Genomic DNA, 24,341 nt, shown 5'->3' on the forward strand with positions numbered 1-24,341 from the left:
TCGATTTCGTATCGAAGCGGGCCCAAGCCCCCTTTTTTGGGTCATGGATTTCCCTAGGTCTCATGCGCATCCTGCTTGTCGAAGACAATCCGAGTCTGGCCAAATCGCTCTCCGAGGCGTTGACGCAGGCGCACTTCGCCGTCGATTGCATGCACGACGGCGAGGCTGCCGACCACGTGTTGCGCACGCAGGAGTATTCGCTCGTGATTCTCGATCTGGGGCTGCCGCGTCTGGACGGCCTGGAAATTCTGCGACGACTGCGCGCGCGCCGTAACCGCGTGCCCGTGCTGATTCTTACGGCGCATGGCTCGCTCGAAGATCGCGTGAAGGGCCTCAACCTTGGGGCCGACGATTATCTTTCAAAACCGTTCGAACTCGATGAGCTGGAAGCACGCGCTCGTGCGCTGATCCGTCGTGCCCAGCATCACGAAAGCGCCGATGTGGCGTGCGGGCCGCTGGTATTCGATGGCGTTGAGCGCAGCTTCCGTCTCGGCGGCGAACTGCTGGCGCTCACCAAGCGCGAGCGGGCCGTGCTCGAAGTGCTGATCGTGCGTGGCGGACGTGCGATCAACAAGGAAGCGCTCTCGGAGAAGCTCTTCGGCATCGATGAATCCGTGAATCCAGACGCCATCGAAATCTACGTCTACCGCTTGAGAAAGAAGCTCGAAGGCAGCGGCGTGGCGATCGTCACGCTGCGCGGACTGGGCTATCTGCTCGAAGTGAAGTCGGACGCGGCACCGCCTGCCGCATGATCCGCACGTCTGACGTCGCCCTCCATGTCGCAACCTAACCTTCGCCGTCAACTGGCGCTCTGGCTATTATTCCCGCTGCTTGGGTTGCTCGCGCTCGATACCTGGCTGACCTATCAGCGCGCGATGAGCGCGGCCAATTCGGCGTTCGACCGGTCGCTGGAGTTTTCGATCAAGTCGATTCGCGAGGGCACACAACTGATCGACGGAGAAGTGCAGGTCAATCTGCCGTATCTCGCGCTGGAGATGTTCGAATCGGATCGCGGCGGCAAGATTTATTACGTGATTCGTGAAGCGGGCGGCCGCGCGGTGACGGGCTATCACGATCTGCCGATGCCTCCCGGACGACTCGTGCCCGGGCCATATCACGCCGTGTTCTACGACGCCACGTATCGCGGCGAGACGCTGCGCATGGGGGCACTGCAACTGCCCGTGCATGACGTGCCGAACGCGCAGACGCGTGTTGTGTGGATCGTCGTGGGTGAGACGACGGAGTCTCGCCACGAACTGGCGCGTCAGATTCTTACGGGCGCGCTGCAGCAGGAGGTGCTGCTCGTTGTGTTGGCGCTTGCCATCGTCTGGCTGGGCGTGACGCGTGGGCTGCGGCCGCTGAATCGGCTGTCCGCCAAGGTGGCGGCGCGCGATGAAGACGACACGACGCCGCTCGACAATGTCGATCTGCCGACCGAGGTCAAGCCGCTCGTCGAATCCATCAATCAGTATGTGGGCCGCGTGGGCCGCATGCAGGCCTCGCGGCAACGGTTCTTCGCCGACGCGGCGCACCAGTTGAAAACCCCGCTCGCCATCATTCAGGCAGAGTCCGAACTCACGCTCAGGGAATCGCTCAGTGCCGGGGCGCGTGAGCGTGTGGAGCGACTCAACCATGCGGTGAAGCAGGCCGCGAAGAGCGTTCGGCAACTGCTGTCGCTGTCGCGTCTGGAGGCGGAAGGCGGCCCGCCGGTGGCGATGGTGTCGCTACGGCTGGACGATTTGGCGCGCAGCGTGGCCCTCGACTGGTCGCCGGTGGCGCGCTCGCGCGGGATCGATCTGGGTTTTGAGCATGACGGGCCGGTGCCCGTGGTGGCGCAGCGCGAGTTGCTGTCCGAGTTGTGCGGCAATCTCATCGATAACGCCATTCGTTATGCCGGCGACGGTGCTGTCATTACGGTGCGCACCTGGTGTGATGGCGATGTGCCGGTGCTGCAAGTCATCGACAACGGCCCCGGCATTCCCGAGTGCGAGCGTGAGGCGGTGTTCGAGCGTTTCTATCGCCGCGAGCACGATGGGTCGGCCCCGCAAGCGGTCCAGACGGCGGATGGTTCCGGGCTGGGACTTGCCATCGTCAGGGAAATCGTTCGAATGCATCGTGCCGATGTGTCGCTCGGCGATGCGCCCGGTGGCGGACTCGAGGTGACGGTGCGATTCCCAGCCAGTGACGGCGCTCACTCACGCCTGGAAGGAAATTCCTGATTTCGTCATATTTTGGGAAGAGATTTGCCTGAAACGTCCGGTCAACGGGGGATTTCGCAAGCCTTTTCTCGTTTGTGGCGCGTACGATCGATGCACTTTTTATCCGAGGCCGATCATGCGCGAGAGAGAACCGCTCCATTACTTCGATTACGCGGCCACGACGCCGGCGGATGCCGCCGTAATTGCCGCAATGGCCGATTGTCTCGGCGTGGACGGTGTCTTCGGTAACCCAGCCTCCAGTTCGCATGCGGCGGGCGTGAGTGCGCGCCGTCTGGTGGAGCGCTCGCGGGCCCAGGTGGCGGCACTCATTGGTGCTGAGGCGGCCGAGATCGTGTGGACGTCCGGCGCGACCGAATCGAACAATCTCGCACTCAAAGGCTATGCGGAACGCGGGCAGTCGCGCGCACATTTCGTGACGAGCGCGCTCGAACACAAGGCGATTCTCGACACGATGGCGTGTCTGGCATCGCGCGGCGCATCCGTCACGTATCTGACGCCGTCGGCCACCGGCGAGATCACCGCCGATGCCGTGGCGGCGGCACTGCGGCCCGACACCGGACTGGTGTCGGTCATGCTCGTCAATAACGAACTCGGCACGCTGACCGACGTGGCGGCCGTCGCGAAGGTGGTGCATGAGGCTGGGGCGTTGCTGCATGTCGATGCGGCGCAGGCGCTTGGCAAGACCCCCATCGACGTCAAGACGATGGGCATCGACCTGATGTCGATGTCGGCGCACAAGGTCTACGGCCCCAAGGGCATCGGTGCCCTATACGTGCGCCAGGATGTCATGACGCGCATCGCCCCGCAGATGCATGGCGGCGGTCACGAGCGAGGCCTGCGCTCCGGCACGCTGGCGACGCATCAGATCGTCGGCATGGGCACCGCATGCGAACTCGCCATGCAGGCCATGACGACCGACAACGCGCGCATCGCGCAACTGAGTCGCCGCCTGCTCGATGGTGTGCTGGGACTCGGTGACATTGTGCACAACGCCGCGACGGCGCAGCGTATCCCTCATACGTTGAGCTTGACGGTGCGACATCCGGGTTTTGCTACGTTCATGCTCAACGGCAAGCTGGCCGTGTCGTCGACGTCGGCCTGCAACTCGGCGTCGGGGCAGCCGTCTCACGTGCTGAGTGCTATTGGTCTCGACAACGACGCCGCGAGCCGCACGGTGCGTGTGAGCCTCGGGCGCTTTACGACCGAAGCGTCGGTCGATTTCGTGACAGCGTGCTTCGAGCGTGTCGTCGGTCAGTGCCGGGCGTTGGCGGCCTGAGGGCGGGGTATCGAACACGCGTTGGCGCGGCCGAACCCGTCGGCGATTCAATACGACCGTGTCGGCTGCGGCCGGTCGCGATACCAGGCAGCGTCCCAGTCGTCATCGCGCAGGTAAGGCTTGGCGTCGAGTTTGGCGATGCGCGAAAGGATCCGACGCGCCGTCGGCGTCGCGCGCAGCAAAGCACGGGTGGTGTCGTCGAGATGGGCGATGATGTTCGCCACCGTGGCGCCGGCTTCGCCGATCGCCCGCTCGGGATCGTAGCTGCCCATCAAGTGCAGGAAATCGGTCGCTCGCTCGCCAAAGACTGCGGTGAAGATTTCCGGCGTTTCGAACAGCATCACCAACAGTGTCGGTGAGACGACCTCGATTTCGAACTGCTGCTTCGGTGCCGACAACATCAACCTTTCCTCCGCATACACCTCCAGATCGCTGATCAGCACGGGATTCGTCGTGTGGGCGTCGCGGATGAGCAGCGCCTGAAGGGGGTGTGTAGCGAGGACGTTCCTGGCGGTTGCCGGCGCATCACTGAGCGGCGACGGGAAAAAGAAGTGCGACGACGCGGAAATTTCGGGGGGCAGCCACGCGTTCAGAAAGTTCACGCTGTCCTGTGAGGGACAAATGATGTTCCGCATCTCCATCTGACTGTCTCCTTGGGTCGAACATTTCGTGAGGTGCTTGCCTTCCTCGACGCAGATTCGGAATTTGCGCTGCAGGGTCTGCGTGAAGTTTCGTCGATGGACACAGCGATCGATATCGTCGCCGGTCCAGCAAAGGATGGTCGCCGGTTTGGTGAAATTGACCCGTTGTTCCGCCGCTTCGGTGCATTCGCCGCTGGCGAACAGGCACCCGATCAGCGCGGCGGGACGGCGCGTCAGCTTCGCCTGGAGCGTTGCAATCGGGTCGGCGCCGATGCGCCGTTTGGTTCGACTGGAGGGGGCCGAATAGTCCTTGCATTCGACCATGGCCGCGATGCCCGCGGCGTAGATCACGCCGTCGATCTGCTCGAGGATCTTCTCATCGACGAACTTGACCGTATACGGCCACCTCACCGTCGCGCCGCCCAGCTCGAACCCCTTCAGTACGAGATATTCCAGCGCCTTGCCCGCGTCCCATCCAGGCGTGGCGCAGCGCTGGATGTCGCGCCACAACCCGGTGACGTCGTCCCAGTCGTACCCCCTGACGCGTTCGATGTATTCGCTGTCCGCTGCCATACCCGCTCTCCGTGAACCGGACACCGATTCTAGCGATGCGAGCGGCGGCGAAACGTCAATGCGCCGATTTATCGGAATGCGCCGATCCGGTTCGGCATTTCGGCGCAGCGAATGTCACGCATTGTGAGGGCTCGTGCTTCCTGATAGCATGTCGGCTGCTTCACGGAGATGGCATACCTCCGGCGTTCGTTGCGCAAACCGCCCCTCCCCGGGGCTGATGATGCCTGCAAGATCCTGGCGTGCCGGGAGGTTGCGGGCTATGCGCGCGAGCGTTTCTCTCATTCTCGGTAGTGTTCAGGCAATTTGTCGACGGCGTCGCTCGTCCCCCCTGTTGGACATCATGAAGATGTTTCAAGACTCCCCCTTGCGCGACTTGTTCGGCGTGCTGCCGCGCGCGGCACGCGCCAGTTCGCTCGCGGCGCTCGTCGGCATCATGGCCGGAAGTGCATCGGCCCTGTTTCTTGTCGCGCTGGATCTCGCGACCGAGACGCGTCTGGCTCACCCGTGGCTGCTCGGGCTGCTGCCCATCGCCGGCTTCGCGGTGGGCTGGCTCTATCTGCGGCTCGGCGCGAGCGTCGAAGCCGGCAACAATCTGCTGATCGACGAGATTCACGATCCGCGGCGTGTCGTGCCGTTGCGCATGGCGCCGCTGGTGCTGTTCGGCACGGTTGTCACGCATCTGGTCGGTGGGTCCGCCGGGCGCGAGGGCACGGCCGTGCAGATGGGCGGCGCACTGGCCGATCAGCTCACGCATGTCTTCCGTCTGTCCGGTGAGCAGCGTCGTGTGCTGCTGATGTCGGGCATCGCCGCAGGCTTCGCCTCGGTTTTCGGCACGCCGCTCGCTGGCGCCGTGTTCGGCCTGGAGGTGCTCGCCATCGGACGCCTGCGCTACGACGCCCTGTTGCCGTGCCTCGTCGCGGCGCTCGTGGGCGACGCGGTTACGCGCGCCTGGGGCGTGCATCACACCGTGTACACGATTGCGCCTGGCGCGTTCGCCGCGTCGCTGTCGATCACCGGGGCGCTCAGTGCCGCCGCCGCTGGGGTGTTGTGCGGACTCGCGGGGATGGCGTTCGCCCAGGCGACGCACGCCACGTCGGCCTTCATGAAGCGGCGTATCGCCTACGCTCCGCTGCGTCCATTCGCCGGCGGGCTGGTAGTCGCAGTGGCGGCCACAGTGCTGGGCACGCCGCAGTACCTCGGGTTGGGCATCCCGACCATCGTCGATGCGTTTCATACGTCGTTGCCGTGGTACGACTTTCTTGGCAAGGCGGTCTTCACCGTCGTCACGCTCGGCTCGGGCTTCAAGGGCGGGGAAGTCACGCCGCTGTTCTATATCGGCGCGACGCTGGGCAACGCCTTATCGCATGTGTTGACGTTGCCGGCGGCGGTGCTCGCAGGCGTCGGTTTTGTCGCCGTGTTCGCGGGCGCGGCCAACACGCCCATCGCCTCGACGTTGATGGCCATCGAGATTTTCGGCCCGCAGATCGGGGGCTATGCCGCGATTGCGTGCGTGCTGGCGTACCTGTGTTCGGGGCATACAGGCATCTATCGCGCGCAACGCGTCGGGTCTGGCAAGCACGGAGCCGTACCGGAAGGCGCGCGACTCGGCGACCTGCCCGCATGGCGCAAGACGCTCAAGGCTGGCGCCCGGCCAACCGACGACGCGCACCGCCCCTAAACGATGCCGTGCGCAAGCGTCGTGAGCGTGCGCGCGAACGCCGACGCGTTCTTCATCCCCTGATCTTCGTGGTTCGTATTGAAGAGAACGTGCGTGTCGTCGACGTTCGCGGCCAGTCGCTGGACGCGCGCCGAGATGTCGATCAACTCGCTCGCGCTGTACTCGTAGACGAAGCGTCCCGAGGAGGCGGTGATGCCTCGTCGGTTCCAGGCGGCGGCGTTGCGGCCATGCAGACGGACGACGCACAGGTCGTCGCGCGTCGTCGCCCAGACCGCAGGCACCGTGTTGTCGAATCCGTCGGGGCTGTCGACGATGGTGTGCGCCGCCCCCGTCTCGCGTAGCATGGCCAGCGTGGCGGCTTCGCGTGAGGGCGTGTCGAACCAGCTACGGTGACGAAATTCCACGGCGTGCCGTTCGCCATCGAGCCGTCGCGCGGTCTCGAAGACCAGGGCCCGCCCGGCGCGGTCGTTCTGCACCCGCGGGGAGAACTGGAAGTGAATGGCCGCCAGTCGCCCGCACTGACGCAACGGCTCGATGGCTTCGAGATAGCGTCGCCAGAGTTCGTCGCGAAGTTCCGCGGGGAGGTCGTGCGGCGCGAGCGATCCAAGCGACGCAAGCGAGTCCTCTGGCCCTGCGCTTGCGTCGTCCCCCGCACCCAGCGCCTGCGCGATATCGCGCGGCAGTGCCGCGCGCGGCGTCGTATGGCCGGTGAACGCCCGAAATGCCTTGATGTGAAAGCGAAACGACGGGGGCGTGCGTTGCGTCCAGCGCCATGCCATGGCGGCGTCGGGTAGCCGGTAGTAGCTGCTGTCGATCTCGACCAGATCGAACTGCGACGCGTAATGGCGCAGCCGCGCCTCGGGCGTATCGACGCCCGGCGGGTAGAAGCGTCCGCACGCAATGAGCGTCGGATCGGTCCAGGACGATGTGCCGGTACGAATCGTCATGAGGTAGGTGAGTGGGCCGTCAGACGGGCGACAGCCGGAATTCGTCTCAATTTCCGAAGGGACTCGATGGGCGTCGAAGCCATCGTTATAATGTATAAATATACAGTACTCGATGAGCGTACTTGCGGGCCACGGCCCGTCTTTTCGTGGCGCTCCCAGATCTCGCATGTCCGAACAGCCGACCGCCCCCGCCCCCGCCCGCGATCCGTGGGCCGAACTCAACGACCGCCAGCGCGAAGCCGTCGACTATGGTGTCGGTGACGATGGCGCGCCCGGCGGGCCATTGCTCGTCATCGCCGGCGCGGGCTCGGGCAAGACCAGCACGCTTGCGCATCGCGTCGCCAACCTCATCGTTCGCGGGGCCGACCCCAACCGTATCTTGTTGCTCACTTTCTCGCGTCGCGCCGCCGGCGAAATGGAGCGACGCGTGGGCGCGGTGCTGCAAAAGGTGCTGGGGCTGGCGTCGTCGCAACCGCCGTCGCTGCCGTGGGCCGGCACGTTTCACGCCATTGGCGCTCGCATTCTGCGCGATGTGGCAACGCGCATCGGCCTGTCGGAAGCGTTCACCATTCACGACCGCAGCGATGCCGAAGATCTGCTGGGCCTTGCGCGCCATGACCTCGGCTTTTCCGCCACGCAGTCGCGCTTCCCGCTCAAGGGCACATGCCTCTCGATCTATTCGCGCGTGGTGAACAGTCAGGCACCGCTTGCGGAAGTGCTCGCGAAGCATTTCCCGTGGTGCGCGCAATGGGAGGCGCAGCTCAAGACGCTCTTCGGTGTCTACGTCGACGCGAAGCAAGCGCAACACGTTCTCGATTACGACGATCTGCTGCTGTACTGGGCCGAGACGATGAGCGCGCCGGATCTCGCGCGCGAACTGGGCGAGCGCTTCGACCACGTGCTCGTCGACGAATACCAGGACACCAATCGGCTGCAGGCGCAGATCCTGCTCGCGATGAAGCCCGACGGACGCGGCCTCACCGTCGTGGGGGATGATGCGCAGTCGATTTATGCGTTCCGCGCGGCCACCATCCGAAACATCCTCGACTTTCCCGGGCAATTTGCCGAGCCCGCCCATGTGGTCACGCTCGAGCGGAATTACCGTTCGACGCAACCGATTCTCGATGCGTCCAATGCCGTGATCGCCGAGTCGAACGAGCGCTACGCGAAGGCATTGTGGACCGATCGGCAATCGACGCATCTGCCGCAACTCGTCAATGTGAGCGACGAGTCGGGGCAGGCTCGCTGGGTGGCGGATCAGGTGCTGGCGCAACGTGAGACCGGCACCCGATTGATGCAGCAGGCGGTGCTGTTCCGCACCGGTAGCCATAGCGCGGCGCTGGAGCTGGAACTCACACGCCGCAATATCCCGTTCGTGAAATTCGGCGGCTTGAAGTTTCTCGAAGCGGCGCACGTCAAGGATATGTTGTCGATCCTGCGTTGGGCGCACAACCCGGCCAGCCGCTTGTCGGGGTTTCGTGTGGCCCAGTTGATCCCCGGAATCGGGCCAGTGAGCGCCACCCGATTGCTCGACGCCATGTCGGCCTCCGCCATGCCCGCGCAGGTGCTCGCGGACTTCAAGCCACCGTCGGCGGCCGCTGCCGATTGGCGCGCGTTCGTCGACGTCTTCATCGCGTTGCACGACACGCGACTGTCATGGCCGGCCGATGTCGATCTGGCGTTGCGCTGGTATGCGCCGCTGCTGACACAACGCTTCGACGACGCGGCCGTGCGCCAGGCGGACCTCGAACAGCTCGCCCGCATTGCGGGTACGTATGGGTCGCGTGAGCAGTTTCTGACCGAGTTGACCCTCGATCCTCCCGACGCCACGAGTGCGCAATCCGGCCCGCCGTTGCTTGACGAGGACTACCTGATTCTGTCGACGATCCATAGTGCGAAAGGGCAGGAGTGGCGCTCGGTCTATGTGCTCAACGTCGTCGACGGCTGCATTCCGTCCGACATGAGCACGGGCGACGACGAGGATATCGAGGAAGAGCGTCGGCTCTTGTATGTGGCGATGACGCGCGCGAAGGAATCGCTGCAATTGGTCGTGCCGCAGCGGTTTTATGTGCATCAGCAAACGGGAATGGGCGATCGCCACGTGTACGGCACGCGCAGCCGTTTCGTCTCCGACACGATGTTGCCACTGTACGAAATTCTCCCAAAGCCGCGCGAGGGCGAGGTGCCGCGGGGGCCGGTGGGCGACGTGGCGGTGCACATCGACGTCGCTCGCAAGCTTCGCAACGCGTGGTCTTGAGCCCAAGGTGCGCGAACCAGGCCCCCAGATGGCCCTTCGAGCGGGCGGCGCTGTTCGCATGCGCCCTGGCGGCCACGCATCGTCAGGTCGTCGCCAGCTTGTCGCGGGGCGCGCATCAGGTATAGTCGCCGCATCGGCGGCGGTGCAGCGCTTACCGCCGCCATGTAAGTTTCGCAAAGCTTTGTCGAGACGGATGCGGGGGAACGCGAATGCAATGGCTGGTGAACCAAATGACGTTGATGCCGACGGGGCTGTTGCTTGTCAGCATGGCCATCGGCACAGCGCTGCTCGCCGTGGCCGTCGCGTGGCTGGCGCGTGTCTGGCTGTTCGATCGATTAGCCGATCCGTCCGAGGTGCGCGGCACGGTATCCGATGTCGTCCACGGTAGCCTGCTCGCATTCATCGTTTTCGTGCTCGCCCATGTGTTGACCGACGTGCGCGCCAACCTCGGCCATGCGGACGATCAGGCGCTGCGCGAGGCGTCGGTGGTCCGACGTCTCGATCGAGAACTCAAGGCGGTTGGCGACAGCGACGCGCAGGCGGCGCGTGTGTTGCTGCGCAGCTACGTGACGTCCGCCGTCACCGACGAATGGAAGACGTTGAGCACCGCCGACCCGGATCTGTCGCCCGTGACCGAAGCGGCATTGACGGCGTTTGTCGGGGCTACGCGTCGGGTGGTCGCGAAACACGAGGACAGCGCCAGTTCGATCCGGACCTTGCTCGATCGGTTGGAGGAGGCCCGCCAAGGACGTTTCGAAAACTCGACGAAAACCGTGCCCGACGTGTTCTGGTGGGTCATCGCGCTCTTCATGCTGGCGGCGATGGCGATGAACGGCCGGTATCCGGGCTCGTGGAAAAGTAATTTCATCATCGCGATCCACATGGGCGCGATCGGGATGGTGATCGCGTTGATCGTCAACCTCGATGAGCCGTTCCGTGGCGCTTCAGGCATCTCGCCCGCGCCGCTCGCGAAATCGGTTGGGATCGCGGTGCCGCGCTGACGCGGAACTTCAACGAGCATTTTTTGCCCGACCGTATCCGGTTGTGGTCAGCAGGAGAAGAGAACGATGGTATCGAATGTGTCCGCAACGTCGGCCGAATCCACGCCGGAAATCGAGGCGTTCCGCCCGGGCGTCTACCGTCATTACAAAGGCAATTGTTATCTCGCGCTAGGTGTCGCCCGCGCCGATGAGACCGATGAGCCGGTGGTCGTCTATACGCGGCTGTACCCGCGCGAAGGGCTACCCATGAGCACCCGTCTGTTGCGCATCTGGAATGAACCGGTGGAGACGGACAGCGGTTCGGTGCCGCGCTTCACGTACATCGGCCACACGACGCCTGCTGCCTGAGCCACGGCGCCTCGCTCGCTTTGCGACGCCCGCGGCAAATCACATGAACGACTGGCATTTCGCCCTTATCAGGACACCCCCTCATGACGCTGCGCCCCCCGATGTCCCATCACACCATTGACGCTTCGCGCTCCCGCCCGGCAACGGTCGACAGGCAAGCGCTCCGCATCCCCGACGTGGGGGACGCGACATTGGCGTCGAAACCCGCCCCGCGCAATCTGCGCCGGTGGTGGGCCTTGTTCGCCATTCTCCCGTTCGTGACGTCGGTGTCAGGGTGCGGATTGATGGCTGCCCCCTGCCGGGTGGCGTCGGCGGGGCTGAAGATCATTCCGGGGGTTGGGGGCGTGCTGGCCACGCCGACGGACGCGTGTGCGGCCGCTATCGACTGAGCGCGCTGGGTCATGACCGCGCCGGACGGTCGAGCGAATTCCGGCCGCGCAAAAAAAGAAAGCCCGCGAATGGCGGGCTTAATCCATATCAGGAGGAGACATGGAGGAGACGAGTTCAGTATAGGACGCTGTGTTGCGACGCACCATATGTAATTTTACGTAGTTACCCGCATGTTGCACATATGCAACACAAAATAACAACAATAAAATCAGCTACTTATCGCTGCCATCCATCAATCTCTCTGCTTTTTCGACCCAAAATTTCGAGGCATCCTTCTAATTATTGTGCGTGCGCACGCTTTCTCGTCGACATGAGGTCGAGGACGAATGGCACCGAATCGCGGAGCGACGGATTGACGGTCGCATCGTGATCGAGCCCTTCGTACGTACGCACCAGGGTGGTGGTTCCCGCTTGGGCCACATCGCGCGCAAACGCTTGTTGCATGATGACCGGCACGTCGATGTCGTTCATGCCCATGCCGATGAACACGGGATGCTTGATATGCAGCGTCGGGTAGCGCAGTGACGGCGTCTGGTTGTCGAGCAGCTTCTGGATATCCGGCTGCATGCTGTTGCCCGCATTCAGGCCGGCGGCCGTGGAGTGATCGGTCAGTTCGTCGATGCAAAGCGTGCGGGCTTCGTTCAGTACAGGCAACGCCTGCGGCGAGAAGTAGCGCGACGCCTGCATCGTCGGATCGCGGTCGGCTGCCGACAGGAACAGGTACATCGCGTACGGAATCTTCGGATCCGGCGCGCCCGGATCGGGTTGGCTCGCGAACAGCATGGCGGCCGACGTCTGCGCGTTGAAATACGGCGTGCCCGTGAGCACGGTTGCGATCACTTTGACGTCAGGCGCGTATTGCGGCTGATAACCGGCGGCCGAGAACGCCGCGTGCGCGCCCTGCGATTGCCCGACGAGGACGACGCGGTTCTGCAACGGGAAGACGCTGCGTGCCGCCAGCAGGCTGTCGAGCACGCTGTAGGCTTGCGCACGCGAATTCAGATAATGGTGCAACCCGGGCGAGCCCAGACCCGCGTAATCGGGGGCCACGATCGCGAAGCCGAGTGAGAGCCATGTGCCCAGATATTGCATGTCGCGCTGGCTGCGCACATTGAGCGACGGCGCGCACGCGCTGGCGACGCCCACCGTACCGTGCGCCCACACAACGACCGGCCAGCCACCGGGCGGTGTCGGTCCTTTGGGAAGGAAGACGGCACCCGTGTCTTCTCGCGCTTCAGTGCCACCCACGCCATCGATGGAGCTGTAACGAATGCGGAATTGCTCGCCGGCTTCGGGCAAGCCGTGGTCGGCATCGAGCGGCTGCCGGTCGACGATAGCCCCGTGTGGAAGTGTGGCGGGCGCGGTTTCGGGCGTGATCGCGTGGGCCGCGCGGCCGATGACCAGACTGGCAAACAGGGCGGCGCTGATAAAGCGCCACAGGCGATGGAACATACTGAACTGTCCTCGTATTGAGTTGTGCTTCTGAAGCATGCGTGAGTGAAGCTCACGCGTCGCCCGCGGACCTGCTGCCATTGCCTTGCGTCGTATCCATGACGTTACGCCGTCGCCATTCAGATGTCTCGGGCGTTTCGGTGTTCCGTCGGCCGTGCTAGGGCCGATTTTCCTGCGATTGTGCGACGCTCGCCTGATCGGCGGCGTCCTGCCACGCGCGACGCGCCCGGCGCATGCGACGCAGCGCGAGCGACGACATCGTGATCCAGCCGAACGGACGCGGGTCGACAAGCATGCTCACGGCACGCGCGTAATCGAGCACCAGGCCCGGCGTCCACGCCATCGTCTCGGCCCGCTTGCGCAGTTGCGCGGCGACCCACAACTCGGGCGTGAGCCACAGACGTACGAACGTCCACCAGCCGGCATCCGCCCCGCCAGGCAGTTGACCCACGCGGCCTTCGATTGCGGCCTCGAGCGCCTTGGCCACACTGCTCGAGCAGTTGCGGTGCGTGAGGTTATAGGTGGCGTCCTGACGGTAAGCCTGCCAGAACGTGCCTAGCTGACGCGGGCTGTAGTTGCGAATACGCACCTTGACGGTGGACGCGCACCAGGCCTTCGATTCCGTTGCATAGTCCGGCTGGAACACGCCGGGGACGTCATTCTCGCGCGTGGCGCGCAGCAGTTGCCCGAATTGATCCGGAGAACGGTCGATTTCCTTGGCGGGATACAGACTCACATACACGCCTTCGTGACTCTCCAGCGCGGCGTGACCCGTCGAGATCACACCATTCCCGTCGACGGCGGCGATATAACGATCGATGACCGGGTGACGGCGCGCCGGGGCCTTGGACGAGCCCGATGGCGTCCAGACGTGCACCGTCAACGCGGGTTCGCCGTCGGCGGGTGGGCCCTCCCAGCGCGGTGCGCGGGGACGATTCCTCCACAAGCCGCGTTTGTCGCTGGGGCTGCCGAGAACCTGCTCGACGCGGAAGTCGCGGCGCAGGCGCCGCGCGCGCATGGCGAGGACCAATAAGTTCCACCCGGTGAACGCGAGCCCCAGCCCGATGGCGTAGGGCAAGGTGCCCTTGTAGTGCGTCGGATACGGCTGATAAAAGAAGATCGCCACGGCAATCTCGACCAATCCCCCCGCCGTGGCCCACATCCAGCGCGGATACCGCACGACATAGGCCGCCACGCATTGCAGCAGCCCATCGGCGAGGAATAGCGTACCGAACAACATCGACAGCCAGAAGTTACCGTGCTGTTGATGAAAGAAGAGCACCAGCAACGCGGCGAGGGTAAAGGTGCCGCCCTTGAGTGCGCGCACGATGCGCTGGCCGCCAACGCCAATGCTGACGATGGCCAGCGTCGCCAGGCCTTCGAGCAGCAGCAGCCAGGCGAACACGTTGAGCGGGAAGTGCACCACCCCGTCGAGGGCATCGACGATCAGCGCCAGCCCGAAAGCGAAGAAAATCGCCCCGATCCAAATCAGGGCGAGGGCGCGGCGGCGCAAGTAATCGACGCCGAGCAACAGCAATATCAAGCGTACCAACGCAGGGTCTCCATCGCATGCGCCTGTCCGCGAGACGGGACACGGCGCGCACCCCGAATGCGTGACGATTGGGGATGTGGCTGATTTTGACGCTATCTTAGCGCGTGAACCGTGACAGACCAAAAACAAAGGCGGCGCGCTCCTTTCAGGGCGCGCCGCCTGTTGTGGCGGGCGATACTCGCAGCGCCCCGAGGGGCACGGCGAGTGTTGGCCGACTCAGTCCTTCTTGCTTTCGAGCTGCGGCAGGGCGTCGCCGCTCGATGCGGTGAGCAGACCGGCCTTGGCATAGGTCATGAGCTTCTCGCGCGTGTCGACGATGTCGAGCGTGCGCATCGTGAGCTGGCCGATACGGTCGAGCGGCGTGAACACCGAGTCACCCTTTTCCATCGTCAGACGCTCGGGCTTGTACGTCAGGTTCGGCGACGTCGTGTTGAGCAGCGAGTAATCGTTGCCGCGACGCAGCTCGACGGTCACTTCGCCGGTCACGGCACGCGCCACCCAGCGCTGTGCCGACTCGCGCAGCATGATGGCTTGCGGGTCGAACCAGCGGCCCTGATACAGCAGACGGCCCAGACGGCGGCCATTCTCGCGATATTGCTCGATGGTGTCTTCGTTGTGGATGCCGGTGACCAGACGTTCGTACGCGATGAACAGCAACGCGAGGCCCGGGGCTTCATAGATGCCACGGCTCTTGGCTTCGATGATGCGGTTCTCGATCTGATCGCTCATGCCCAGGCCGTGACGGCCGCCGATGCGATTGGCTTCCTCGAACAACTCGACGGCGCTTGCGAACGTCTTGCCATTGAGTGCCACCGGCTGGCCTTCTTCGAAGCGCACGGTGACTTCTTCGGCCTTGATCGCGCAGTCGTCGCGCCAGAACGGCACGCCCATGATCGGCTGCACGATCTTGATGCCCGAATTCAGATGCTCGAGGTCCTTGGCTTCGTGCGTCGCCCCCAGCATGTTCGAGTCCGTCGAATAGGCCTTCTCGACCGACATCTTGTAATCGAAGCCGTTGGCGATCAGGAATTCCGACATTTCCTTGCGGCCGCCCAGTTCGTCGATGAACGTCTGGTCGAGCCACGGCTTGTAAATTTGCAGGCCCGGGTTGGTCAAGAGACCGTAGCGGTAGAAGCGCTCGATGTCATTGCCCTTGTACGTGCTGCCATCGCCCCAGATATTGACGTCATCTTCCTTCATTGCCGCGACGAGCATCGTGCCCGTGACGGCGCGGCCGATCGGCGTGGTGTTGAAGTACGTGACGCCGGCGGTCGAGATGTGGAACGCGCCCGATTGCAGAGCGGCGATGCCCTCGGCCACGAGTTGCGCACGGCAGTCGATCAGACGGGCGTTCTCGGCGCCGTAACCCATGGCGCGGCGCGGGATTTCGTCATAGTCGGGTTCGTCCGGCTGACCCAGATTGGCCGTGTAAGCGTACGGAATCGCGCCCTTTTGGCGCATCCAAAGCAGCGCAGCGCTGGTGTCGAGACCGCCCGAAAAGGCGATGCCGACCCGTTGTCCCGTGGGAATGTGTTGCAGAATCGTGGTCATCGGCGTGGAAAAGCTGGGTTTTTAACCTGTCAAGTATCCCCGTCCGGGCTATGGATGGTCAAGTCTGACGGCCGATTCCCGTGCGTCGGGACGCCAAACATTGCGCAAAAGGTCACCATTGAGTACCGGCCACGCTACATGCGGACGACAGGAAATCGGAAAACGCGCGAATCACGAGCGATGCCTGTCGATGCTGCGGATAGACCACGTGGATCGCCGACGGGGCGGGCGCGAACGCGTCGAGGACCGTGACCAGCCGCCCACTCAGCAAGGCGGGCGCCACGATGAACACCGGCAGCCACGTGATGCCGAGCCCGGCCACGGCGGCGTCACGTGCCAGTTCGCCATTGTTCACGCGCAGGCGACCGGTCACCGGAATTTCGACCGGATGACCGTCTCGCGTGTACGTCCAGCTCACGCGCTGGCTATGCCCATAGGGCAGCAGGGCGTGCTCGCGCAGCGCTTCCGGCGTTTGCGGCGCATCGTGCGCCTCCAGATACCGCGGGCTGGCGCAGGTCACCATGCGCATGGGCGCGACCGCCCGGCCGATCAGCGACGAATCGGCCAGTGCACCGATGCGCACCGCCACGTCGTAGCCTTCGCCGATGATGTCGACGGTGCGGTCGTTGAGTTCCAGCTCGATGGTGACGTCCGGATAGGTCGTGAGAAACGACGGAATGACCGACCCGAGAAACATCGTGCCGAATGACATGGGGGCGGAGACCCGCAGATTGCCACGCGGGCGCTCCCCTTGACTGCTCACGGCGAGGTTGGCCGCCTCCACGTCGTCGAGAATGCGCCGCGCGCGCTCGTAATAGACGCGGCCGAGGTCCGTGACCGCGAGTCGCCGCGTCGTCCGCAACAACAAACGCACGCCAAGCGCCTGCTCCAGCGACGAGATACGGCGGCTCACGAACTGTTTCGATAGGCTGAGCTTCGCCGCCGCGCCCGTGAAGCTCATGGCATCGACCGCAGTGACGAAGATCCGCATGTCGTCGAGTAAATCCATCCGCAAGCTCCCAGTCATAAGAAGATCCAGGTGACAACGAGGGGATTCGCCCCAGCATTGTCACCCGGTAGCCGACAATCTTAGCCGAGATGACGCGCGACTGACCTATCGAAGCGCCAATCGCAGTCCCAGCAGGATCGCGGCCGTGCCTGCGACGGCGAGCGCCGTGGGACGATGGCCGAAGATGCCCCAGTCGAGCAGCGCCGTCACTACGGGCACCAGATAGAACAGGCTGGTGACGGTGACGAGATTGCCCGTGGCGATCATGCGGTAGAGCAGCAGCGTCGCGCCGACCGAAATCACGAGCGCCATATAGAGCAGCGGCAGCCAGAAACCGAGCGACGCGTCGACGTGCCACGGTTGCGTGGGCACGACGAGCAACGCCAGCGCGAACCCGACCGCGTATTGCAGCGGCAGTACGTCGAGCGGCGTTTGTCGCGAGCCTTTCTGCGCGAGGGTACCCAGCGTCATGCACGCCAGCGCGGCCAGCGCCCACAGCGAGCCCGCCGCCGACAACCGCGCCGACATCAGGCTTTGCGCGACGACCAGTGCGAGACCGGCGAGAGCGAGCGCAAGTCCGGTGAGACGTCGCGCGCTATGCGCCCGCTCCAGCGCCACCAGCGTGAGAATCGGCTGCACGCCCAGCACCGTGGCGAGTGCGCCGGGCGTGACGCCGTGCGAGAGCGCCAGCAGGTACGCCGCCTGATAGCCGCCAATGAGCAGCACACCGGTGCCCGCCACCTGCCACCGGGTGTTCGCGGCCGGCCACCATTGACGGCGCGTCAGTGCGATGAGTGTGAGCGCAGCCAGCGCCACCCCCAGTCGAATGACGAGAAACGCAAACGCCGACGCATGCGCCAGCCCCCATTTGGCAGCCAGTGCGCCGCCGCTCCAAAGCAGGACAAACAAGAGCGTCGCGCCGTGCCGGCGCCACGCGAGACCTTCTGATTGCATCGATCTTCCCCTGAACAGGATGTCCAGCCTGCCGGGCGCGACGTCAATGAAAACGGCTCAAGAACGCCGCTCCCTGTGACGCGACGCCGTCGCCGACACGGCATGACACAACGTCACGGCGTTCGACGCACGATGCGCTGACAGGCGGATCGAAACTGAAATTCGAATGAAAAGGTGTTGTGCCGGGCGACGAACGCCCGGCGCGCCAACCGTGGCGTCAGGCCACGACGCCGGTATCGGCGACTGCGGCAGCGACCACCCCAGCGGGCGGTGCCACGCCGGCCGGCGGGGGAGGCGCGACTGCTGCAAAACGTCCGCGCAGACGTGCACCCACCGCGCGTTGCGGCGGTGCTACGGCAAGTCGAAGGGACGTGTGAACAGTCATGGATCGATGAGGAGAAGAGAGGCGCCCGTCACTCGACGGGCGTGGGCACACTTTACACGCAGCGAACCCTTGCGGCAAGCGCGAGGCGAACCCGAGGTGAGCCTGAAGTGAGCCCGAGGTGAGCCCGAGGTGAGCCCGAGGTGAGCCCGAGGCGAATGGGGTGTGAGCGCGCAGTATCAAGCGGTTGGCCATGCGCCCGTGCGTTCGACGCTCGGTGACGTCTCGCCATCGCGCCACGCGGCCGGCAGCGCGCCATGCACGCGCCGAACCTCGCGCACCCGCATGCGCACAAGCCGCTGTGCGCCGGCGAAGCCGCTCGTCGTTTCGTCCTGCCAAAGAATTTCCGCGTCGCCTGCCACGTGCAGAAAGTCGCCCGACGCAAAGTCGACGAACACCAGTCCCGCCCTCGGATTGGCGTGCAGATTGCCCAGCGTGTTGTAGTAGGCGTTGCCACGGAAGTCGGGCCACGTCAGCGTGTTGGCATCGTCGACACGCACGAAGCCCGGCTTGCCGCCGCGATGCGAGACGTCCGTACCGGCGCTGCGCTCGGTCGCGCCGTCGCCCGCGTAATGCGTGGCGATGAAGAACGTGTCGGCGCTCGCGATCTGCCATTGCGCATCGTCGTCGAGCGATGTCCGCGGCGGCTCGGCCAGTGCCCGTCCCGCGTGCGCTTGCGGCGTGATGTCGCGTTTGTGGATGTACTGCGGGCAGTTGCCGAAGCTCTGCGCAACGCGAATCGCAAAGCCCTGCGCATCTGCGTCGACGACCTGTCCGTTCACACGATTCCGGCGGCGTGTCGACGGCTCGAGCCCCAACACGCCCACCGGCGCGCCTGGCGTCACGGCGCCGTACAAAGGATCGGTGGCGGGCGGCAAGGCATTCACCCGCAGCAACGTCGGCTCCGGCGCCTGGGCGAAGCCGGGCGTGCCGCTTAACAGCGTTGCCCAGGGTTGCCCCCGCGCGTCGAGCGCACCCACGACCAGAAACGGCAACTGGGCGAAGAACTGACGATGCTGATCGGGCATCGCGCTGCGGATCACCCGCGCCCCGATATCCGCTATCGCTTCACGCGAACCGGCCAGTGTCTGCACGGCGAGTTCGCCTGTATGGAACGGTGACGTGGGGACCGAAGGGGATTCGGACGTATTCATGATGTCCTCCCGAGGCTCAGGCGGCGTTCAGGCCGCAAGCGCTCGACACCATCGGCACGAAGCGCGGCAACGCGGCGACACGGGCCAACCACGCAAGCACGGCCGGATACGGTTCGAGCGGGACGTTGCCCTCGGGCGCATGCGCGAGATACGTATAGCACGCCACGTCGGCAATCGTTGGCGTGTCGCCGGCGAGAAACGGCGTCGCCTGCTGTGCCGACAGATGGGCTTGCATGCGCGACAGGAGGAGTGTGGCGCGCTCGATCATCGCCGTGGCGTCGATGGGACGCTTGAACACGACAACCACGCGCGCGGCCGCCGGTCCGAAGGCCAGATCGCCGGCGGCCACCGACAGCCAGCGCTGCACCGCGGCGGCCGTCAGGGGGGCACGGGGCAACCAGGTCCCGTGCGCATCGTAGCGACTTGCGAGGTAGACGAGAATCGCATTCGAATCGGCGATCACCTGCCCGTCATCGTCGATCACGGGTACTTGCCCGAACGGGTTGAGCGCAAGAAACGCCGGTTGCTTTTGCTCCCCCGTCATCAGGTCGATGTCGATGGTCTCGTATGGCAGATCCAACAGGTGCAGCATCAGTTCGACACGATGGCAATGGCCTGACAGCGCATGCCGATACAGGCGAATCGGACGCGTTGGGCGCAAGGACGGCTCGGGTGAGGGGGCATGCGTTTCGGCGGGGTGGGCCATGAGATGTCTCCGGTGGTGAGCGAGGCCGCGTGAGTCCTGCGCTCAGGCGTGTCACGCGATGCACCGATTTTCCATCAAGCCGATTTCCGGATAAATGCCGCAGAGCTGATTTGACTGCTCCAATATTCGGAGTAATGATGCTCGGTATGGATAAACTTCGTGCCATGCAGACGTTCGTCGCCATCGTCGATCAGGGCAGCCTGAGTGCGGCGGCGCGCGCGCTCGACTCCTCCCTCCCGGCGGTCGTGCGCACGCTGGCGGCGCTCGAGACATCGCTCGATGTCCGGCTGCTCAATCGCACCACGCGCCGTATCGCGCTCACTGAAGAGGGGCGGACGTATCTCGACACGTGCCGCCAGATCCTGAGCGAACTCCAGGAGGCGGAAGCGCGACTGGCGGCGCGGCACGAGGCGCCGAGCGGCACACTCGTGGTCACGGCGCCGGTGCTGTTTGGACAGTTGCACGTCGCGCCCGCGCTATATCGCTTCCTGCGCGCGTATCCGGCCGTCAAATGCCGTCTGTTGCTCAACGATCGCGTGGTGAATCTCTGGGAGGAAGGCATCGACGTCGGGATTCGCATCTCGCCGCTGGACGACTCCACACTCGTTGCGCAAAGCCTCGGGGCCATTCGTCGCGTGGTGGTGGCGAGTCCGGCGTGTCTGGCCGAGCAGGGGGAAGTGAAGCACCCGCGCGACCTGGCGGGCAAAAATTGCATCCGCTCGCATGGTGGCGGCTTCGGACAGTGGCGGTTCTGGGAGGGCGGACGCGAATTCGTCGTACCGGTCGACGGCAATCTCGAGGTCAGCCATGGCCTCACGGCCATTGACGCGTGCCTGGGCGGAATGGGCTACGGCTGCTTCCTCTCGTATCAGGTCGCCGCGCCGATGGCCGACGGCCGTCTGGTACGCGTGCTCAAGGACTACGAAGGACCGGCACGGCCGGTCAATATCGTGTATCCCCACGCGCGACTGTTGCCATCGCGCACGCGCGTGTTCGTGGAATGGATGAAGCGGGAGTTGCGCGACGTGTCGATGCGATGAACAAAAGAACGCGGAAAGCGACAGTGCCGCTTCCCGCGTAAAAAGCCCACCGACGCCAATCGGCGGACCGCTTCGTTCGTTCTAGGATCAGTCGTCGTCGCCGTGACGCCAGCCCCAGCCGCGGTGGTGGCCGCGATCGTGACGGTCTTCCCAGCGGCGATCACGCCAGTCGTCCCAGCGGTCGCGACCGTAGTAGACAACCGGACGCGGGGCTTCGTACATGGGGCGCGGCTGCACATAGACAGGCTGCGGTGCCACATAGACCGGCGGCGCTTCAATCACAGGGGCGGGCAACCCCAGATAGACACCAACATCCACATGGGCCGACGCGGCGCTCGACGCGACAGCGGCGACAGCGCCGAGGGCAGCGACGATAAGAATGCGTTTCATAATGTCCTCCGGAGGCGCTCGCAGGTCGATGCATCATTTGATGACATGGTGCGACTGCGTGCGCGTGGGCAATGAAGCCAGTGAGTCGGATCGATTCGCGAAGGCGGTGCAAGCCGGGAAGCATTCCCATCCTGATGCCTTTCGTCGAACCGTTGAAGCCAGTGTATCGACGACCCCGCGCAGCAGGTGCTACCAGTTTGTCGGGGATGTGTCGTTTTGTAACGCGGGCGATGGCCTTCGCGCGGTCGCGGAAAAAACAAAAGGCGTTACGCGAAAAACGCGCAACGCCTTGTGCTTTTGATTCGTTGGTAGGCTCGATTGGACTCGAACCAACGACCCCCACCATGTCAAGGTGGTGCTCTAACCAGCTGAGCTACGAGCCTAGAAAGACCGCGAGTATAGGGGGAATTCCGGAACCTGACAAGTGTTTCGCGCGATATCGTCGAAAAAAGTTTCGAGCGCGCTCATTCGCCGCGTTTCGCTGTGCCGCGCCTGGGCTTGATCCGTACCCAGAGGCTCTTGTTCCCGCCGCTGCCCGTGCGCTGCTCGACGTCGAACAGGCCGATGGTCGCCACGAGGTCGCTCAGCTTGCCGAAGCCATAATTGCGCGAGTCGAAGTCCGGCGCCTGTTTGGCGATATGGCTGCCGATGGGGCCAAGACTCGCCCAGCCATCCTCGTCCGACACGCCGGTCACCGCGTTACGCAGCAGCCGCACGAGGCGCGTGTCGCGCTTCAGGTCCGACGCGCTGCGGCGCTTGCGCGGCGCCGGGGCTTCGTCGCCGTCCGGCTCGTCGTCCTGACGCAGCAATTCCGTGTAGATGAACTTGTCGCAGGCCGTGACGAACGGCTGCGGCGTCTTGCGCTCGCCGAAGCCGTACACGATCAGTCCCTGCTCGCGGATGCGCGAGGCGAGCCGCGTGAAATCGCTGTCGCTGGAGACGAGGCAGAAGCCGTCGAAGCGTCCCGTGTAGAGCAGATCCATCGCGTCGATGATCATGGCGCTGTCGGTGGCGTTCTTGCCGACGGTGTAGCGGAACTGCTGAATCGGCTGGATCGAGTATTCCAGCAGGCATTTCTTCCACCCGTCGAGATTGGGTTTGGTCCAGTCGCCGTAGATGCGCTTCACGCTCGCCACGCCGTACTTGGCCACTTCGGTGAGCAGTCCTTCGACGATGGCGGGCGCGGCATTATCGGCGTCGATCAGAACGACGAGCGTGGGGCCTTGGGCGGCCACAGGGGGTGTCACTGGCATGACGGGGTTCCTTGAACGCGAAGACGTTTCGCATTATGGCCCGGAACGGTGTCCGTCATGCCGTGATCGGAATCAGCGGTTGCCGCGACGCTGCCCCAGCGGGGCGAACCACAGCACTGCAATGCCGACGAGCAAGCTCACGGCAGCGAACATCAGGCCCGAGGTGAACGAGTGCGTCCAGTCCTTGAGTGCGCCCACGACAATCGGACTGAGCGCCGAGCCGAGATTGCCGACGGCGTTGATGACCGCCAGTCCGAGCGCGCGCGTATGCGGGGCGAGACTGCGGTCGGGCACCGTCCAGAAGATCGCCATGGCGGTGTAGGCGCCGGTCGAGGCCATCGCTACCCCGGCGAGGCGCAGCGACGGCTCTGGCGCGAAGCACGTGACGACCCAGCCCGCCGCAGAGAAGAGCATGGGCAGCACCAGATGCCAGCGGCGTTCCTGCAACCGGTCGGAGCGGCGTCCCCACCAGATCATGCCGGCAATCGTGCAGACCGACGGAATCGCCGCGAGCAGGCCGATGGTCACGTTGCTGCTCGTCGTGCCGAAGCTCTTCACGATCTGCGGAATCCACAGCGACGCCAGCGAGAGCGTGTTGACGAGGCAGAAATACCCCAGCGCAAACTTCGCCACGCTCGGTGTGAGAATGGCGCGCCACATACTGTTGCCGGCGTGCGCCGCATCGCCCGTCTGTTGCGTGAGCGCGGCGGCACGGTCGCGGGCGATCATCGTGTCGAGCGCGCGCTTTTCGGCGACGCTCAACCAGCGCGCGTCGGCGGGTTTGTCGTCCAGATACCACCAGGTGACGACGCCGAGCAAGACCGTCGGCAGTCCTTCGAGCACGAAGAGCCACTGCCACCCGGCGAGTCCGCCTACGCCGTCGAGCCGCAGCAAATAGCCCGATGCGGCGGCGCCGAGTGCGGACGTCACCGGCATGGCGATCATGAACCAGGCATTGGCGCGTGCGCGCGCGGCCGAAGGGAACCAGTCGCCCATATAGAGCAGCATGCCCGGCAGGAAGCCTGCCTCGGTAATGCCGACGATGGCGCGAATCAGATAGAGGCTGGTGGCGTCGTGCGCGAACATCGTGGCGCTCGAAGCGAAGCCCCACGCGATCAGAATCGTGCCGATCCAGCGACGCGCGCCGACCTTCACGAGCATCAGATTGCTCGGCACACCGCACAGCACATACGTGAGGTAGAACACGGTCGAGGCCATGCCGAACATCGTGCTCGTGAGCTTCAGATCCTGGCTCATCGTGAGCGCGGCGAAGCCGACGTTGATGCGATCGAGAAACGAGAACAGGAACAGCACGAACAGGAAGCCGAGCAGGCGGCGCGAGACCTTGCGTACGACTTCGCGCTCCAGGGCCTCGTTCGGAAGACACTGCGACGCCGGCGTGCCATCGAGGGCGACAGCGGCGGGCGATGCGGGTGCAGCGATTCCGCCGGCGATACCGGCGGCAGACGTGATACGACTCATGATGGGTGTCTTCTCCAACGCTCCCCGCCTCGGATATTGTGTGGCGGTGTGATGAAAACGGGTCCGCCATCGAGGGCGGACGCCGA

20 protein-coding genes, 1 tRNA gene, 1 pseudogene and 1 riboswitch are annotated in these 24,341 nt (G+C 64.5%); of the genes and pseudogenes, 9 read left to right on the plus strand and 13 right to left on the minus strand.

Annotation, left to right across the window (positions count from 1 at the left end):
• Nucleotides 1-62: 62 nt before the first annotated feature.
• The 3 genes and pseudogenes from OYT13_RS01525 to OYT13_RS01535 all read left to right on the plus strand — a co-directional run.
• Nucleotides 63-752 (plus strand): response regulator, encoded by a 690-nt coding sequence (locus tag OYT13_RS01525; RefSeq protein WP_017235728.1) that lies wholly within the window; start codon nucleotides 63-65, stop codon nucleotides 750-752.
• 24 nt (nucleotides 753-776) lie between these two features.
• Nucleotides 777-2,219, plus strand: coding sequence for a sensor histidine kinase (locus tag OYT13_RS01530; protein ID WP_017235727.1), 1,443 nt, complete (start codon nucleotides 777-779; stop codon nucleotides 2,217-2,219).
• A gap of 115 nt (nucleotides 2,220-2,334) precedes the next feature.
• Nucleotides 2,335-3,492: pseudogene (locus OYT13_RS01535) on the plus strand (cysteine desulfurase family protein); the annotation flags it as partial.
• Nucleotides 3,493-3,542: 50 nt separating this feature from the next.
• Here the strand turns inward: OYT13_RS01535 and OYT13_RS01540 are convergent.
• Complete coding sequence (locus OYT13_RS01540) at nucleotides 3,543-4,709, minus strand: hypothetical protein (RefSeq protein WP_017235725.1); 1,167 nt, start codon at nucleotides 4,707-4,709, stop codon at nucleotides 3,543-3,545.
• Between the two features lie 155 nt (nucleotides 4,710-4,864).
• Nucleotides 4,865-4,943, plus strand: a riboswitch (Fluoride riboswitch).
• A gap of 106 nt (nucleotides 4,944-5,049) precedes the next feature.
• On the opposite strand from OYT13_RS01540, the gene OYT13_RS01545 reads away from it, so the two are divergent.
• The gene (locus OYT13_RS01545) at nucleotides 5,050-6,387 is read left to right on the plus strand and encodes a voltage-gated chloride channel family protein (RefSeq protein WP_268567162.1); all 1,338 of its coding nucleotides are present in this window, start codon (nucleotides 5,050-5,052) and stop codon (nucleotides 6,385-6,387) included.
• On the opposite strand, the gene OYT13_RS01550 is transcribed toward OYT13_RS01545, so the two are convergent.
• Complete coding sequence (locus OYT13_RS01550; protein WP_268567163.1) at nucleotides 6,384-7,334, minus strand: DUF72 domain-containing protein; 951 nt, start codon at nucleotides 7,332-7,334, stop codon at nucleotides 6,384-6,386. The genes OYT13_RS01545 and OYT13_RS01550 overlap by 4 nt on opposite strands.
• Before the next feature lie 166 nt (nucleotides 7,335-7,500).
• On the opposite strand from OYT13_RS01550, the gene OYT13_RS01555 reads away from it, so the two are divergent.
• From OYT13_RS01555 to OYT13_RS25140, 4 genes are all read left to right on the plus strand, one after another.
• Nucleotides 7,501-9,591 (plus strand): ATP-dependent helicase, encoded by a 2,091-nt coding sequence (locus OYT13_RS01555; protein ID WP_268567164.1) that lies wholly within the window; start codon nucleotides 7,501-7,503, stop codon nucleotides 9,589-9,591.
• A 230-nt stretch (nucleotides 9,592-9,821) separates the two neighbouring features.
• Nucleotides 9,822-10,592, plus strand: a complete 771-nt coding sequence (locus OYT13_RS01560) for a bestrophin-like domain (RefSeq protein WP_157211562.1) — start codon at nucleotides 9,822-9,824, stop codon at nucleotides 10,590-10,592.
• 66 nt (nucleotides 10,593-10,658) lie between these two features.
• Nucleotides 10,659-10,940 carry a DUF1653 domain-containing protein gene (locus tag OYT13_RS01565; RefSeq protein WP_268567165.1) on the plus strand — a complete coding sequence of 94 codons (282 nt, stop codon included), beginning with the start codon at nucleotides 10,659-10,661 and terminating at the stop codon, nucleotides 10,938-10,940.
• Nucleotides 10,941-11,158: 218 nt separating this feature from the next.
• The gene (locus OYT13_RS25140; RefSeq protein ID WP_315973487.1) at nucleotides 11,159-11,329 is read left to right on the plus strand and encodes a DUF6726 family protein; all 171 of its coding nucleotides are present in this window, start codon (nucleotides 11,159-11,161) and stop codon (nucleotides 11,327-11,329) included.
• A 280-nt stretch (nucleotides 11,330-11,609) separates the two neighbouring features.
• On the opposite strand, the gene OYT13_RS01575 is transcribed toward OYT13_RS25140, so the two are convergent.
• The 7 genes from OYT13_RS01575 to OYT13_RS01605 all read right to left on the minus strand — a co-directional run bounded on the left by OYT13_RS01575 (nucleotide 11,610) and on the right by OYT13_RS01605 (nucleotide 20,090).
• A complete protein-coding gene (locus OYT13_RS01575; RefSeq protein ID WP_017235719.1) occupies nucleotides 11,610-12,782 on the minus strand; it encodes a lipase family protein in 1,173 nt (390 codons plus the stop codon).
• Between the two features lie 157 nt (nucleotides 12,783-12,939).
• Complete coding sequence (locus OYT13_RS01580; protein WP_017235718.1) at nucleotides 12,940-14,334, minus strand: HdeD family acid-resistance protein; 1,395 nt, start codon at nucleotides 14,332-14,334, stop codon at nucleotides 12,940-12,942.
• A gap of 216 nt (nucleotides 14,335-14,550) precedes the next feature.
• The gene (gene argG / locus OYT13_RS01585) at nucleotides 14,551-15,885 is read right to left on the minus strand and encodes an argininosuccinate synthase (protein ID WP_017235717.1); all 1,335 of its coding nucleotides are present in this window, start codon (nucleotides 15,883-15,885) and stop codon (nucleotides 14,551-14,553) included.
• A gap of 112 nt (nucleotides 15,886-15,997) precedes the next feature.
• The gene (locus OYT13_RS01590; RefSeq protein WP_017235716.1) at nucleotides 15,998-16,894 is read right to left on the minus strand and encodes a LysR family transcriptional regulator; all 897 of its coding nucleotides are present in this window, start codon (nucleotides 16,892-16,894) and stop codon (nucleotides 15,998-16,000) included.
• A gap of 105 nt (nucleotides 16,895-16,999) precedes the next feature.
• On the minus strand, nucleotides 17,000-17,848 hold the full coding sequence (locus OYT13_RS01595) for a DMT family transporter (protein ID WP_261939357.1): 849 nt from the start codon (nucleotides 17,846-17,848) through the stop codon (nucleotides 17,000-17,002).
• Between the two features lie 561 nt (nucleotides 17,849-18,409).
• Nucleotides 18,410-19,384, minus strand: a complete 975-nt coding sequence (locus OYT13_RS01600; RefSeq protein WP_261939356.1) for a pyridoxamine 5'-phosphate oxidase family protein — start codon at nucleotides 19,382-19,384, stop codon at nucleotides 18,410-18,412.
• 16 nt (nucleotides 19,385-19,400) lie between these two features.
• Nucleotides 19,401-20,090, minus strand: coding sequence for a glutathione S-transferase family protein (locus tag OYT13_RS01605; RefSeq protein ID WP_268567166.1), 690 nt, complete (start codon nucleotides 20,088-20,090; stop codon nucleotides 19,401-19,403).
• A gap of 146 nt (nucleotides 20,091-20,236) precedes the next feature.
• On the opposite strand from OYT13_RS01605, the gene OYT13_RS01610 reads away from it, so the two are divergent.
• The gene (locus OYT13_RS01610) at nucleotides 20,237-21,130 is read left to right on the plus strand and encodes a LysR family transcriptional regulator (protein ID WP_017235712.1); all 894 of its coding nucleotides are present in this window, start codon (nucleotides 20,237-20,239) and stop codon (nucleotides 21,128-21,130) included.
• An 87-nt stretch (nucleotides 21,131-21,217) separates the two neighbouring features.
• Here OYT13_RS01610 and OYT13_RS01615 read toward each other — a convergent pair whose 3' ends face one another.
• The 4 genes from OYT13_RS01615 to OYT13_RS01630 all read right to left on the minus strand — a co-directional run bounded on the left by OYT13_RS01615 (nucleotide 21,218) and on the right by OYT13_RS01630 (nucleotide 24,255).
• Nucleotides 21,218-21,520, minus strand: a complete 303-nt coding sequence (locus OYT13_RS01615) for a hypothetical protein (protein ID WP_017235711.1) — start codon at nucleotides 21,518-21,520, stop codon at nucleotides 21,218-21,220.
• A 306-nt stretch (nucleotides 21,521-21,826) separates the two neighbouring features.
• Nucleotides 21,827-21,903, minus strand: a tRNA-Val gene (locus OYT13_RS01620).
• Between the two features lie 81 nt (nucleotides 21,904-21,984).
• Nucleotides 21,985-22,773, minus strand: coding sequence for an NYN domain-containing protein (locus tag OYT13_RS01625; protein ID WP_051060351.1), 789 nt, complete (start codon nucleotides 22,771-22,773; stop codon nucleotides 21,985-21,987).
• 72 nt (nucleotides 22,774-22,845) lie between these two features.
• Nucleotides 22,846-24,255, minus strand: coding sequence for an MFS transporter (locus tag OYT13_RS01630; RefSeq protein ID WP_268567167.1), 1,410 nt, complete (start codon nucleotides 24,253-24,255; stop codon nucleotides 22,846-22,848).
• Nucleotides 24,256-24,341: the final 86 nt, after the last annotated feature.

Source organism: Pandoraea sp. XJJ-1 (genome assembly GCF_026802345.1).
Classification (GTDB): domain Bacteria; phylum Pseudomonadota; class Gammaproteobacteria; order Burkholderiales; family Burkholderiaceae; genus Pandoraea; species Pandoraea cepalis.

Excerpts from the sequence above, each read along its gene's own strand:
- OYT13_RS01630 (WP_268567167.1), bottom strand. The coding sequence starts at position 24,255 with ATGAGTCGTATCACGTCTGCCGCCGGTATCGCCGGCGGAATCGCTGCA.
- OYT13_RS01590 (WP_017235716.1), bottom strand. The coding sequence starts at position 16,894 with ATGGATTTACTCGACGACATGCGGATCTTCGTCACTGCGGTCGATGCC.
- OYT13_RS01595 (WP_261939357.1), bottom strand. The coding sequence starts at position 17,848 with ATGCAATCAGAAGGTCTCGCGTGGCGCCGGCACGGCGCGACGCTCTTG.
- OYT13_RS01560 (WP_157211562.1), top strand. The coding sequence starts at position 9,822 with ATGACGTTGATGCCGACGGGGCTGTTGCTTGTCAGCATGGCCATCGGC.
- OYT13_RS01575 (WP_017235719.1), bottom strand. The coding sequence starts at position 12,782 with ATGTTCCATCGCCTGTGGCGCTTTATCAGCGCCGCCCTGTTTGCCAGT.
- OYT13_RS01615 (WP_017235711.1), bottom strand. The coding sequence starts at position 21,520 with ATGAAACGCATTCTTATCGTCGCTGCCCTCGGCGCTGTCGCCGCTGTC.
- OYT13_RS01540 (WP_017235725.1), bottom strand. The coding sequence starts at position 4,709 with ATGGCAGCGGACAGCGAATACATCGAACGCGTCAGGGGGTACGACTGG.
- OYT13_RS01625 (WP_051060351.1), bottom strand. The coding sequence starts at position 22,773 with ATGCCAGTGACACCCCCTGTGGCCGCCCAAGGCCCCACGCTCGTCGTT.
- OYT13_RS01550 (WP_268567163.1), bottom strand. The coding sequence starts at position 7,334 with ATGACGATTCGTACCGGCACATCGTCCTGGACCGATCCGACGCTCATT.
- OYT13_RS01605 (WP_268567166.1), bottom strand. The coding sequence starts at position 20,090 with ATGGCCCACCCCGCCGAAACGCATGCCCCCTCACCCGAGCCGTCCTTG.
- OYT13_RS01555 (WP_268567164.1), top strand. The coding sequence starts at position 7,501 with ATGTCCGAACAGCCGACCGCCCCCGCCCCCGCCCGCGATCCGTGGGCC.
- OYT13_RS01565 (WP_268567165.1), top strand. The coding sequence starts at position 10,659 with ATGGTATCGAATGTGTCCGCAACGTCGGCCGAATCCACGCCGGAAATC.
- OYT13_RS01610 (WP_017235712.1), top strand. The coding sequence starts at position 20,237 with ATGGATAAACTTCGTGCCATGCAGACGTTCGTCGCCATCGTCGATCAG.
- OYT13_RS01545 (WP_268567162.1), top strand. The coding sequence starts at position 5,050 with ATGAAGATGTTTCAAGACTCCCCCTTGCGCGACTTGTTCGGCGTGCTG.
- OYT13_RS01525 (WP_017235728.1), top strand. The coding sequence starts at position 63 with ATGCGCATCCTGCTTGTCGAAGACAATCCGAGTCTGGCCAAATCGCTC.
- OYT13_RS01600 (WP_261939356.1), bottom strand. The coding sequence starts at position 19,384 with ATGAATACGTCCGAATCCCCTTCGGTCCCCACGTCACCGTTCCATACA.
- argG (WP_017235717.1), bottom strand. The coding sequence starts at position 15,885 with ATGACCACGATTCTGCAACACATTCCCACGGGACAACGGGTCGGCATC.
- OYT13_RS01530 (WP_017235727.1), top strand. The coding sequence starts at position 777 with ATGTCGCAACCTAACCTTCGCCGTCAACTGGCGCTCTGGCTATTATTC.